14 protein-coding genes are annotated in these 12,060 nt (G+C 51.1%); all 14 read left to right on the top strand.

All coding sequences use genetic code 11. The features are described 5' to 3' along the window. The first annotated feature begins 385 nt into the window (after positions 1-385). Complete coding sequence (gene ruvB / locus QQL65_RS02375; protein WP_284361709.1) at positions 386-1,429, top strand: Holliday junction branch migration DNA helicase RuvB; 1,044 nt, start codon at positions 386-388, stop codon at positions 1,427-1,429. A gap of 57 nt (positions 1,430-1,486) precedes the next feature. After that, a complete protein-coding gene (locus QQL65_RS02370; protein ID WP_284361706.1) occupies positions 1,487-2,389 on the top strand; it encodes a metallophosphoesterase in 903 nt (300 codons plus the stop codon). Positions 2,390-2,411: 22 nt separating this feature from the next. Continuing rightward, on the top strand, positions 2,412-2,903 hold the full coding sequence (locus QQL65_RS02365) for an NUDIX hydrolase (RefSeq protein WP_284361704.1): 492 nt from the start codon (positions 2,412-2,414) through the stop codon (positions 2,901-2,903). Between the two features lie 4 nt (positions 2,904-2,907). Continuing rightward, positions 2,908-3,393 (top strand): NUDIX hydrolase, encoded by a 486-nt coding sequence (locus QQL65_RS02360; RefSeq protein ID WP_284361702.1) that lies wholly within the window; start codon positions 2,908-2,910, stop codon positions 3,391-3,393. Positions 3,394-3,416: 23 nt separating this feature from the next. Then, complete coding sequence (locus tag QQL65_RS02355) at positions 3,417-3,866, top strand: hypothetical protein (RefSeq protein WP_284361700.1); 450 nt, start codon at positions 3,417-3,419, stop codon at positions 3,864-3,866. 1 nt (position 3,867) lies between these two features. Beyond that, entirely contained in the window at positions 3,868-4,302 is a 435-nt protein-coding gene (ybgC, locus tag QQL65_RS02350) for a tol-pal system-associated acyl-CoA thioesterase (RefSeq protein WP_284361699.1), read from the top strand. Between the two features lie 197 nt (positions 4,303-4,499). After that, the gene (gene tolQ / locus QQL65_RS02345) at positions 4,500-5,204 is read left to right on the top strand and encodes a protein TolQ (protein WP_284361696.1); all 705 of its coding nucleotides are present in this window, start codon (positions 4,500-4,502) and stop codon (positions 5,202-5,204) included. Then, positions 5,204-5,644: a protein TolR gene (tolR, locus tag QQL65_RS02340; protein ID WP_284361694.1), complete on the top strand. Its 441-nt coding sequence runs from the start codon at positions 5,204-5,206 to the stop codon at positions 5,642-5,644. The genes tolQ and tolR overlap by 1 nt, the downstream gene beginning before the upstream one ends. 4 nt (positions 5,645-5,648) lie before the next feature. Next, a complete protein-coding gene (locus QQL65_RS02335; protein WP_284361692.1) occupies positions 5,649-6,701 on the top strand; it encodes a cell envelope integrity TolA family protein in 1,053 nt (350 codons plus the stop codon). A 39-nt stretch (positions 6,702-6,740) separates the two neighbouring features. Next, on the top strand, positions 6,741-8,054 hold the full coding sequence (gene tolB, locus QQL65_RS02330; protein WP_284361689.1) for a Tol-Pal system beta propeller repeat protein TolB: 1,314 nt from the start codon (positions 6,741-6,743) through the stop codon (positions 8,052-8,054). Positions 8,055-8,158: 104 nt separating this feature from the next. Continuing rightward, complete coding sequence (gene ygiD / locus QQL65_RS02325; RefSeq protein ID WP_284361687.1) at positions 8,159-8,977, top strand: 4,5-DOPA-extradiol-dioxygenase; 819 nt, start codon at positions 8,159-8,161, stop codon at positions 8,975-8,977. 145 nt (positions 8,978-9,122) lie between these two features. Further along, entirely contained in the window at positions 9,123-9,611 is a 489-nt protein-coding gene (pal, locus tag QQL65_RS02320; RefSeq protein ID WP_379863093.1) for a peptidoglycan-associated lipoprotein Pal, read from the top strand. Positions 9,612-9,773: 162 nt separating this feature from the next. Next, positions 9,774-10,760 (top strand): tol-pal system protein YbgF, encoded by a 987-nt coding sequence (ybgF, locus tag QQL65_RS02315; protein ID WP_284361685.1) that lies wholly within the window; start codon positions 9,774-9,776, stop codon positions 10,758-10,760. Then, positions 10,754-12,052, top strand: coding sequence for a tRNA lysidine(34) synthetase TilS (tilS, locus tag QQL65_RS02310; RefSeq protein WP_284361683.1), 1,299 nt, complete (start codon positions 10,754-10,756; stop codon positions 12,050-12,052). The genes ybgF and tilS overlap by 7 nt, the downstream gene beginning before the upstream one ends. Positions 12,053-12,060 lie beyond the last annotated feature (8 nt).

The raw sequence follows: 12,060 nt of genomic DNA, 5'->3' as shown, positions 1-12,060 counted from the left end.
GTTATCTGTGGGAAACACTAGAATTGACGCCGCTAGGCAGCTTTGTCTCGACGACAGCCGTACTTGTTATGCTGATGATGTTTCACGCAGCCACAATGTGGTTCGGAACAAAGGTGCTAGTTGGTAATGGGAGTATGGGGAGACAGACATATCTCTTTCTTTGTGGTGTTTCTGGGTATTCGGCGACACTGGTGGCGGCAGTTTACATGCTTGCATGCTTTCCTCCCCCTGAATTGGCAAACATACCGTGGTTTGCTTATCTACTGTTAGGAGCACAGGCCCTGCTATACCCGTTGCTGTTTTCTATGCCTATGTCACTATTTTCCGCCATGTTTCTCTGGGACGGCGTGGGTCGTTTCACACTATTGGATAAGGTTTCTACTCAATGACTGACATAACCGACAGCAATATTGGTCGTGATGGTGAGATTGATGTCAGTCTGCGCCCGTCCTTGTTTGACGATTTTGTGGGCCAAGAAAAGGCGCGCGAAAACCTGCAAGTTTTCATTGATGCGGCGAAGAAGCGTGGATCGGCGCTTGACCATGTTTTGTTTGTTGGCCCGCCGGGCTTGGGCAAAACAACCTTGGCGCAAATTGTTGCTAAAGAGTTGGGCGTTGGCTTCCGCGCAACTTCTGGCCCTGTGATCACCAAGGCAGGTGATTTGGCGGCATTGCTGACCAATCTTGAAGAGCGCGATGTGCTGTTCATTGATGAAATTCACCGCCTCAACCCGCAGGTTGAAGAAGTGCTCTATCCAGCGATGGAGGACTTTCAGCTCGATTTGATTATCGGTGAGGGCCCGGCGGCGCGCTCGGTGCGGATTGATTTGGCCAAGTTTACCTTGGTGGCGGCAACGACGCGGGCTGGTTTGTTGACCACGCCATTGCGCGACCGTTTTGGTATCCCGGTGCGGTTGCAATTTTATACGCCAGAAGAGTTGGTGAAAATTGTTCGGCGTGGCGCGCGGTTGATGGGCGTTGGCATGAGCGATGATGGTGCGATGGAAATCGCTCGACGTTCACGGGGCACTCCACGTATTGCCGGGCGCTTGTTGCGCCGAGTTGCTGACTTTGCGCAAGTGGACGACGTGGCCGAAATCAATAAGGCGGTGGCGGATAAGGCGCTTGGGCGCTTGGATGTGGACAATAAAGGGCTCGATCAAGTTGATCGGCGCTATTTAGGTACCATTGCTACAAATTATGGTGGCGGGCCGGTTGGCATTGAAACCATTGCGGCTGCCTTGTCTGAACCACGAGATGCGGTGGAAGAGATCATTGAGCCATATTTGATCCAACAAGGATTTATTCAACGCACACCGCGTGGGCGGATGCTGACGGCTATGGCATTTCAACATATGGGAATGGGTGTGCCGCAAGGATTTTTGGGTGTGCAAGCCAGCTTGTTTGAAGAAGAGGCGGGCGAAGAATAGCGGCCTGATTTGCGCCGTAATCTTGAAACAAGTTGAGTGCTTTTGGAGCACTTTGGTTTGGTCTCACGTCGCACATTTTTAAAGCTTTTTGGTGCCGCGTTAGTCGGTGGCGTCGGTGTTGTTGCTTATGCCTTTGGTTTGGAGCCGCTGGTGCGTCTCAGCATTACAAAGAACCAAGTTAAAACGCCAAAATGGCGTTATGGCCCGCCGCTTCGAATTGCTGCTTTAGCAGATTTTCATGCATGTGAGCCGTGGATGAATGCGCACCGTGTGCGGCAAATCGTTGCGAAAACCAATGCGCTGAAACCGGATGTAATTTTGCTACTTGGCGATTACCTCTCTGGCATGCGCATGGTGTTTCGCAGCCTGCCTAATGATGAATTGGCGGCGGCGCTTTCGCACCTTTCCGCGCCGCTTGGCGTACATGCTATCCTTGGAAATCACGATTGGTGGGAAGACGAAGCAGCGCAGCTTCGTGGCGGTGGCCCTACGGCCATTGGTGATGCGATGAAAAAGGTCGGGATATCAGTCTTTGAAAATGATGTGTTGCGGTTGGAAAAGGCTGGGCAGCCGTTTTGGCTTGCTGGTCTTGCTGATCAATGGGCGCTGTTTCCGAACAAAGGTTTGACGCGAGGTCGTCATGTTGGCTTAGACGACTTGGATGGCACGCTTGAACAGATTGACGATGATGCACCCGTGATTTTGATGGCGCATGAACCAGATATTTTTCCACGTGTGCCTGACCGTGTGGCATTAACTTTGAGCGGGCATACGCATGGCGGCCAAATCAGGCTAGGGGGGTACTCGCCGGTGGTTCCGTCAAAGTATGGCAACAAATACGCATATGGTCATATCCAAGAAAATGGCCGCGACCTCCTTGTTTCGGGTGGCTTGGGATGTTCTATGATACCGGTGCGATTTGGCGTGCCACCTGAAATAAACCTAATCGAAATATCCTGACTTAAAGAATTTGGACAATTGAATGAGCAATCTCACCTTTGATGAAGGCATTAACCGCGTAAATGTGCGCACGGCGGGGATTATCCGGCGTGATGGCCATGTGCTGGTGGTGCGCGAAGATGATGATGATTTTGTGTGTTTGCCAGGTGGGCGTGTGCAGCGCGGCGAAAGTTCGTTGGCCGCCATTCATCGCGAGATGATGGAAGAGTTAAACGCTGAAATTGAGGCGCCGCAGCTGAAATATGTGATTGAGAATTTCTTCTGGCGATATGGCAAAAGGTTTCACGAATTTGCCTTTTATTATGAAGTAGAACCACCAGCCCATGTGCCATTCGTAATTGATGGTGTTTGTCAAAAAGGCGAGGATGACGGCAAAGAGCTGAGCTTTGAGTGGGTGCCGTTTTCGGCCAATCATTTATGCCGGGTGAACTTGCATCCCATCGCTATGCGGACGCGTATTCTATCGCTACCTGAAGCATTTGAGCATCACACTGTGGTTGATCCGGAATATTGAGATTATGGGCATAGATTTAAGTTTTAAGTCTCCCGGCGCGCGGTTTAACGTGCGCTGCGCAGCGATCATCAAGCATGAAGGGCATATCCTTTGTGACAATGAGCGAGGGGTTGATTTTAGCTTTCTGCCCGGCGGCCGGATCAAGCGCGGCGAACTAAGCGCCGATGCGCTACAGCGTGAATTGTCTGAAGAATTGAATGCAGAAATTGTGGTGCGAAAACCTCTCATTGTAGCTGAGAGTTTCTTTTCGCTTGGGTCTGAGCGGTTCCACGAATTGGCGTTTTATTTTGAAGTTTCGCGGCCGAAAAACATCCCATTTGTCTTGGACAAAGACTGTCATCGACACGATGAGGGGGATAGTTCGTTTTTCTTTCGCTGGGTGGAAACATCGCCAGATGCGATGGCACAAGTTGACTTAAAACCGGGGCCTTTGCACAAGCATTTTGTTGACCTGCCAAAAGCGCCGCTGCATGTTATCCTAGAAGAATAGATTTGAGGTTTTGGGAGGAACATATGAAAAAGCTACTGTTGATTTTGGCATTGATATCGGGGTTTGCGCCAGCTGCAGCGACTGCGCAAGAAATGCCAGATGTGTCGATGTTTAAAATGATGCTTGAGGGCAACAAGAATTCTGGCTGGGTTTCATTCCGCGAATATGATGGACATCAATGGGTTTATTTCAGCGCGCTTGTGACCTTGCGTTGTCGGTTGAAAGAGGTGCGCTATTCGATCAATTCTGATGCCTTGGATGAGCAGTTTGATATGGTGCCGTGTATTCCGGCACTTCCTTTCGCATTGCCAAGTGATGCGCCCTGGGACGCAACGCTTATTCGGCTAGCGCCGCAAACGGCCAAAACGCTGACGGTTCAAGTGGTGTTTGATGACGATACGGAAAGTGAGATCGTCACTTTTGCGCCTTGTGAAGGCGTGGGCGATATGACTTGCGCAAGGGTTGTCAATTAGCGTGAACAATCAAGATTTTCAATTTGGTGGGCAACTCACCAGCGACGGGGGACATTTGTTCCCCGTGCGCATTTATTATGAAGACACAGACTTCACCGGCAATGTTTATCACGCAGCCTATTTGAAGTTTTTTGAACGGGCGCGCACTGAATTTTTGCGGGCGCGCAATGTGGATCATCAGACTTTGTTGGCTGAAGATGGTGTTGCGTTTGCGGTGCGCTCGATCAATATCGATTATGAAAAAGCAGCGCGGATTGATGATGTGTTGGAAGTCAGCACATCAGTTAAAGAATTGCGCGGGCCGAAATTGATATTAGAACAAGAGTTGCGGCGAGATATCGAGGTGATTACTCGTGCGCAAGTTGTGGTGGTGACCATCAAGCCAGACGGGCGGCCTACGCGTATGCCGCAGCGGTTGCGAAAAGCGTTCGAATAGCAAGATTGTTCATCTACAATTCAGCAAGAGTTCATTAACCCTAAAATTACCGGATCAGCCTATGGATCGGCGATCTAGATTTTCTGGGGCTTTTTGGCTATTGCGCTCTTAAATTTGACAAAATTGCGCGTCATGTCGGGTGCTAAGCTGGTTGGAAAAGCGAAATGGCCCGTGGGCGGCATTTTAGGGGAAGATAAATGGAAGTAGAACTTACCAGTGCGGCCGCAGAAGTGGACTTTTCACTGTTTGCGCTGTTTTGGGCTGCTGATTGGGTTGTAAAAGCGGTCATGATTGGCTTGCTGGTTGCCTCAGTTTGGAGCTGGGCAATCATTGTCGACAAGACCATGCTTTATGGCCGCTCGCGCCGCGCGATGAACAAGTTTGAGAAAAACTTTTGGTCCGGGCAAAGCCTTGAAGAGCTTTATCAGCAACTCAGCGACACCGAAACACGCGGCATGGCCTCAGTATTTGTTGCGGCGATGAAAGAATGGAAGCGCAGCCACGAGCAGGGCGCATCTTCTTACATTGGCGTGCAGCAACGTTTGGACAAGGTCTTGGACCTCACCATTGGCCGCGAAAGCGATAAGCTTGAAGCACGTCTGACCTTTTTGGCAACAGTTGGTTCTGCGGCTCCGTTTGTTGGTTTGTTCGGTACGGTTTGGGGCATCATGAATTCGTTCCAATCAATCGCAGCTTCAAAAAGTACCAACCTTGCGGTTGTGGCGCCTGGTATTGCCGAAGCCTTGTTTGCGACAGCGCTTGGCCTATTGGCGGCGATCCCTGCGGTTATTGCCTACAACAAGCTTTCAAGTGATGCGAACAAGTTGAACGCGCGGCTTGAAGGGTTTGCTGATGAGTTCTCTGCCATTTTGACCCGTCAACTTGAAAGCCGAGGTCAGTAATGGGGATGAGCGTAGGCGGACGCGGCGGCGGTCGACGTCGCGGACGACGCGGCAAGAGCCAACCGATGAGCGAAATCAACGTTACGCCATTGGTGGACGTGATGTTGGTATTGTTGATTGTTTTTATGGTGGCGGCGCCGCTGCTTACTGTTGGTGTGCCGATTGACCTGCCTGAAAGCCAAGCCAAATCTCTGAACACAGAAAGCAAGCCGATCACCGTTTCTGTGACCTCGGAAGGCGATGTCTATGTAGGTGAGAACAAAGTTGACCCGGCTGATCTGATCACAACCATTGAGGCGCAAGCGCCAAACGGCACTGAAGAGCGGATTTATGTTCGTGGCGACACGGTGGCTGACTATGGTTCCGTCATGAAGATCATGGGGCAATTGTCGGGTGCTGGTTTTACCAAAATCGGCCTGATCACCGAGCAAGAGCAATAGCCACATGCGGATCGGTCTAGGCATTTCAGTTGTATCACATGCGGCGCTTTTGGCCGTCGGGCTGATGTCGCTCGGCGGGCCGGAGCCGTTTGATCCAACTGAAATTGAAGCGATACCGATTGAATTGGTGCCGATTGATAGCATTTCAAACGTACGGTTTGGCTCGCTCGATAGCAACGTGATTGAAACCGAAGCGCCTTCGGCGGTGGATGCGGAAAAGCCTGCAGAAATTGCTGAGCCAACGGGCAATACGGAAGAAAACCAGCCAACGCCTGAAGAAACAGAAAACGTTACCCCTGCGCCCACCGATCAAACCGCGCCAGAGCCCCAGCCAGAGCCAGTGGTGGAGCCAACGCCGGTTGAAACAATACCAGAGCGGCCGCAGCCAGAAGTTACACCCGAGCCTGAACCAACGCCGCCAACACCACCTGCGCCAGCCCCGCAGCCTGAGCCAGAACCTGTTGTGGAGCCAACGCCAGCAACGCCTGATCCAATTCAAGAAGTAATCGCTGCAAATGACACGGCAGCGGAGCCTGAGGTGCAAGCACCTATGCCGCCGACATTGACTGCTGCGCTTGACCGAGCGCGGTCGCAGGCTGCGCCTAAACCTGCACAAAGTTCAAAGACCACCGACAATACGGAAAAAGCGGATAAGATTTCCGATATCATCAACAAAGAAGACAGCCGCGGCGCGACAACGGGCAGCGGCGGCACCAAGACCGCAGGCAAGACAACAGGAACGTCAGCGCGTTTGAGCCAATCGGAAAAAGCGGCACTCGCTGCGAAAATGCGCGAATGCTTCTTCCCGCCACTTTCGGCACGGAATGCTGATGGTCTGTTTGTGCGTTTGCTGATCGATATGAACCGCGACGGATCTGTCGCGGGTACACCGCAGGTTTTGGAGATTTCTATTCAGAACAGTGTTGGTGTGGCCACAGCAAGCGCGGCGCAACGCGCAGTGCGCAAATGTGCGCCTTACAATGACATTCTCAAGCCTGAGAGTTTTGATGAATGGCGGCAAATTGAAGTTAAATTTGATCCCAAAGACGCGCTTTAGTAGTGTTTGTTTTGGGTAGAGTTATTGTTAGGGAAACCCATGATTGATTTGACGAGACGACAAGCGATAAAACTGGGCATGGCCGGTGCTGGCGTTGCCGCATTTACTTCGCCCGCGAGCGCGTTGGTGAAAATCGTTGTGTCTGGCGGGGACTTTGAACCCTTGCCGATTGGCATTCCAACTTTCTCATCTGCCGACCCACAACTGGCAGCTGAGATAACTTCAATCATTGTCGCGGATTTGAAACGCTCTGGCTTGTTTGCCCCAATTGCTGAAAGCGCAATGCCGCTTAAACAAGGTGATGTGAACGCAAGCCCAGAATTTGGGGCTTGGCGTAATGCCAAAGCTGATGCCCTTGTAATGGGCAGCGTTAACCAGGTTGGTGGGCAGATTCGGGCCGATGTTCGGCTTTGGGACGTCATTGACGGCGCACAAGTTTTTGGTGAGAGCTTCGCAGCGGACCGGAAAACCATTCGCCGTGTTGCGCACATTGTGGCTGATGCGATCTATCAGAAGCTCACAGGTGAAGCGGGATATTTTGATACGCGCATTGTTTATGTAGCGGAAAGCGGTCCAAAGGCTAATCGTGTCAAACGGCTTGCGATCATGGATCAGGACGGTGCAAATGTTCAATATTTGACGCGTGGCGATAGCATTGTGCTGACGCCGCGCTATTCACCGCAAGGCAATTTGCTTTCCTATATGAACTTTGCTGGCGATGTGCCGCAAATTTATTTGCTCGATCTCAATACAGGACGCCAGCAACGGGTAGCAGATTTTGGCAAAATGACATTGTCTCCACGCTTTTCACCCGACGGACAGAATTTGGCGTTTAGCGTCACTAGCGGGGCAAACACAAATATTTACATGATGAATTTGCAGGCGCGTAAGCCAGCAGCTTTGACCAGTGGCGCTGCCATTGACACTGGGCCGAGCTTCTCGCCGGATGGCGCGCGTATTGCATTTGAATCTGATCGCGGTGGGTCGCAACAGATTTATGTAATGAGTGCTGGCGGTGGCGGTGCGCAACGTATTAGTTTTGGCGAAGGGCGGTATTCAACGCCTGTGTGGTCGCCAAAAGGGGATCTGATTGCCTTCACCAAGCAAAATGAAGGTCAGTTTCATATTGGCACGATGAAGCCGGATGGCTCTGGCGAACGCATTCTTTCTTCAAGCTATTTGATGGAAGGGCCGACCTGGGCGCCAAACGGCCGTGTGATCATGTTCTTTAAGGACCCAGGTGGCGATAGCGGCCCGCAACTCTATACGATAGATATTTGGGGCCGTAACGAATTGCGCATTCCAACAGAGACCTTTGCGTCAGACCCGACGTGGTCGCCCTTGTTGAGCTAGAACATAGTCACAAAATTGTGCGTACTTGATTGTCAAACAGTGGCTCCCTAGCTTCTTCGCTATCCTTCAAATCTGAGGGACGAAAGAAGTGAAGGTGCTACGCCATGCCAAAAATTGTCAGTTTTGAGAAGCTGTTGGACCAGCTAAAGCCCAGCCCCAAAATGCCGGCGGTGTTTTTAGGCCATGGCAATCCAATGTATGCAATAACAGACAATGAGTTTGCGGCGAATTGGCGTAAGTTGGGTGATCGATTGCCGACGCCGCAGGCAATTCTTTGTGTTTCAGCACATTGGGAAACGCGTGACACCACCCTTGTGCAGGTGACAGGGCAACCAAGAACGATCCACGATTTTTATGGGTTTCCGCAAGAACTGTTCGATGTTCAATATGCTGCGAGCGGCGCGCCGGACGTGGCGCGCAATGCGGCAGCGTTATTGAAGGACCATGCAGCCCACGAGACCATGGAGTGGGGATTGGACCATGGTGCGTGGTCGGTTTTGCGGCATCTATTTCCCAAAGCCGATGTGCCCGTTTTTCAGCTCTCCATCAATATGAGCATGAGTTTGATTGAACAATATGAACTGGCGCAACAGCTTCAGCCCTTGCGCGAACAAGGTGTGCTGATATTAGGTTCCGGCAATGTGGTGCACAATTTGCGCAAGATTCGGCAAGATGGCGAGCATCATGATTGGGCGCTTGAGTTCGATCAGTTGGTCGCAGACAAGCTCGAAAAAGGGGACCACAACAGCTTGAAGCGGTTGCAGTCACAAAATGGTTTGTTTCGACTGGCGCACCCGACCTCTGAGCACTTTGCACCAACGATATATGTTGCTGCAGTGACGCAAAAAGACGATCAGCTTTCGTTCTTTAACGATCAGATCGACATGGGCAGTTTGTCTATGCGTTCATTTGTTTATTTCTAAAATTTGGCAATTCGCCGTGTTTGGCGCATTATTAGCCATATTGTAGCCCGATTAGCGGCGCATTAACCTTCTTTGAGAACCCGGTTTTAAGATAACGGGGGGTAAAGATTGGCGTTAGAATTTTCCCTATTTTGGAGCAAAGACCATGCAAATGGGTCATAAAATCACAAGCCTTATGAAAGGCATTTTGATTGTTGCGCTCGTTGCGGTTGTGGCAGCTTGTGCGCGTACACCAAACGGTGGTGTTGGCAATCTAGGACCAGGGCAAGCGGCGCCTGGCACACAACAAGAGTTTTTGGTGTCAGTTGGTGACCGTGTGTTCTTTACAACGGATAGTTCTGTGTTGACTGACGAAGCCAAGGTGACATTGGACAAGCAAGCCACTTGGTTGGCGCGCTATCCAAAATATCGGGTGATGATTGAAGGTCACGCTGACGAACGCGGCACACGTGAATACAACATTGCGTTGGGCGCACGTCGTGGATCGGCTGTTGTGAATTACTTGGTAAGCCGAGGCGTTAACTCGAACCGGATCACCACAAAGTCGTTTGGTAAAGAACGTCCTGTTGCGGTTTGTAACGACATTTCATGTTGGTCGCAAAACCGCCGCGCGGTAACTGTGTTGCTGCCGTAACTGGCAATTGAAAATCCTCTACTGGAGGCGGGCGCCGGGTATCGCAATGCGAGCCCGGCGTTTTTTTGTCGTAATTTTGTTTTACCTCGGTGTCCAATAGACATTAAAAGAGATTGGGCTGCGCTTTTGCGCATCCACAATTGAGTTTGGCGAGGAGTAGCCATGAGAGACAAAAACACTTTGCGATTGCGACTAGCGTTGATGGCTGGCGGTGCGATTGTTGCGGGGATGGTCAGTGTTTCGGCATTTGCCGGTATGTCAGACCCCAATTCAGTCAGTTCACGCATCGATGCGTTGACCCTACAATCAAATCAACTAAGCCAGCAGCTTTTTGAAATGCAATCTGGCTTGGGAAATGGGGCTAATATTACGCCGCCTCAGCCGATCAAAATGGCGCATAGCAGTCAAACCGGCGCGATCAATGTTCGGCTGGATCAGATTGAAAACCAAATGCGGGTTCTCAATGGTCAAGTGGAGGGATTGCAATTCCAAATCACCCAAATGCAAACGCTTCTCGAGCGTATGCAAGAGGATTATGAATTCCGTTTTCAAGAACTGGAAGGCGGTTCTTTGGGAAAAACTAGTGCGGCACCTCAACCAGACAGCGCGACGCCGTCTGAGAGGCTGCCGCAGACCCAAACCGATAATGCACAAACCAGCGATGAAACGCTGCAATCAACTGTAAACACATTGGGTACTTTGAGCGTGGACCAAAATGGTCAACCGCTTGATCTCAATTTCAACCCGGGCACCACCCTTTCTGAAGCAGATGGTGATGCGCAATATGAAGCGGGATATGAGGCGATCGTGCGTGGCGACTATTTGTTTGCCCAAGACCAATTCTCTCAGTTTGTTGCGCTTTACCCAAGCCACCCCAATGCAGCTGATGCGCACCATTGGCTGGGCGAAGCTTTGATGCAAAATGGGGAAACAGAAGAAGCAGCGGAAGTCTTCTTGGAAGGTTACGAGCGTTTCCCAACTGCTGCGCGCGCGCCAGACATGGTGCTAAAACTTGGCATTGTGTTGGCCAAAAACGGTGAACGCGAAACAGCTTGCCGCACCTTTGTTGAGGTTTTGCGCAAGTTCCCTGAATTGCCGAAGTCTTTCAAAACACGCGTGCAAAAGGAACAAAGACAGTCGCAATGCTAGATGGCCCGCTCTCCGACTTGCCTTTGGAGGACCCAGATCGACTAAATCTGTTGTTTGCGCCGGTGCAGGGCGAAAGACAATTGGGGCTGGCGGTTTCAGGCGGCGTTGATAGCCTTTCTTTGATGATGCTCGCAGCGCGTTGGACCGCGCTACATGAAACACCGCCTCAGGTTCGTGTTTTCACAGTGAACCACGGCTTGCGCAAAGAAGCTAAATCCGAAACAGAATTTGTTGCGTCACTTGCCGCTGAGCTTGGTTTCGAAGTTGATATTCTTGAAGGTGAAATCAAAGATCCAGAAAGCCGTTTGCAAGAGAAAGCGCGTGCCCTGCGCTATCAGCTAATTGGTGAAGCGATGGACGAGCAGGGGATAACCTGCTTGTTGACCGGCCATCATTGTGACGATCAGGCTGAAACGGTTTTGATGCGGCTGGCCAAAGGCAGTGGGGTCGGTGGGCTCGGCGGTATGTCAAAGATTAGCGTACGCCAAGGTTTATTTGTGTTCCGGCCCTTCTTGGAAGTTAGGCGCAGCGAGTTGGAAGAGTTCATTGACCGGCAAGAGACGAGCGCGGTTGATGATCCGTCGAACCAAAACAAGAAATTTGAGCGCGTGCGATGGCGCCAGTTTATGCCGCAACTCAACAAGGCTGGCCTGAGCAGCGAAATGATTGGTTTGTCGGCTATGCGACTTCGACGTGCAGACCAAGCGCTTAACGAACTAACTGAACGCATCTATGACGACTTGTTTGTCATTGATCCATTTGGCTGCTTGTTTTTTGACTTGGCAGAGTTGAGCAAGCAGCCGGCTGAAATTGCCATTCGTTTGCTGGCGCGTGCGTTGGATGATGCTGGCGGGGATGGTCAAGCGCCGACATTGTTGCAAGTCGAGGCGCTATTCGATCACCTGCAGTCGGGGGTATTTGCATTCAAAGGGCTTACGCTTGGTGGATGCGGTATCAAAGAGAAGGATGGCATTGGCCAGATATTTCGCGAAGCTGGACGATTGGGTGAAGCAACAATAAATGTTGATCCTGGGCGATCGGTGCGATGGGATAGTCGTTTTCAGATTATTGCCGCACAGGATCTAACATCACCGCTTTGTGTTGTGCCTGCGATTGATATGACGCGCAATATGTTGGACAATATCTTGCCCGGCTTGCCTTATGTACCCATGCAAGCTGTGCATTCAGCGCCACTCGTGTTTGTTGAAGATCAGATCATGGCGCTTGGAGAACATGTTTTGGCCGAGGGTGTCGATGTGTTTCGAAGTTTTGGTCCAAATGCGCTGATCTAACGTTAACA

It is taken from the genome of Maritalea porphyrae (assembly GCF_030159895.1).
Classification (GTDB): domain Bacteria; phylum Pseudomonadota; class Alphaproteobacteria; order Rhizobiales; family Devosiaceae; genus Maritalea; species Maritalea porphyrae.
The sequence above is the reverse complement of the archived record's forward strand: the minus strand, read 5'-3'. Positions and strand labels throughout refer to the sequence as shown.

Bases quoted from the DNA above. Each gene is read 5' to 3' on its own strand.
- tolQ (WP_284361696.1), top strand. From the start codon at position 4,500: ATGGAAGTAGAACTTACCAGTGCGGCCGCAGAAGTGGACTTTTCACTG.
- tolB (WP_284361689.1), top strand. From the start codon at position 6,741: ATGATTGATTTGACGAGACGACAAGCGATAAAACTGGGCATGGCCGGT.
- tilS (WP_284361683.1), top strand. From the start codon at position 10,754: ATGCTAGATGGCCCGCTCTCCGACTTGCCTTTGGAGGACCCAGATCGA.
- tolR (WP_284361694.1), top strand. From the start codon at position 5,204: ATGGGGATGAGCGTAGGCGGACGCGGCGGCGGTCGACGTCGCGGACGA.
- pal (WP_379863093.1), top strand. From the start codon at position 9,123: ATGCAAATGGGTCATAAAATCACAAGCCTTATGAAAGGCATTTTGATT.
- ybgF (WP_284361685.1), top strand. From the start codon at position 9,774: ATGAGAGACAAAAACACTTTGCGATTGCGACTAGCGTTGATGGCTGGC.
- QQL65_RS02365 (WP_284361704.1), top strand. From the start codon at position 2,412: ATGAGCAATCTCACCTTTGATGAAGGCATTAACCGCGTAAATGTGCGC.
- ygiD (WP_284361687.1), top strand. From the start codon at position 8,159: ATGCCAAAAATTGTCAGTTTTGAGAAGCTGTTGGACCAGCTAAAGCCC.
- QQL65_RS02355 (WP_284361700.1), top strand. From the start codon at position 3,417: ATGAAAAAGCTACTGTTGATTTTGGCATTGATATCGGGGTTTGCGCCA.
- QQL65_RS02335 (WP_284361692.1), top strand. From the start codon at position 5,649: ATGCGGATCGGTCTAGGCATTTCAGTTGTATCACATGCGGCGCTTTTG.
- QQL65_RS02360 (WP_284361702.1), top strand. From the start codon at position 2,908: ATGGGCATAGATTTAAGTTTTAAGTCTCCCGGCGCGCGGTTTAACGTG.
- ruvB (WP_284361709.1), top strand. From the start codon at position 386: ATGACTGACATAACCGACAGCAATATTGGTCGTGATGGTGAGATTGAT.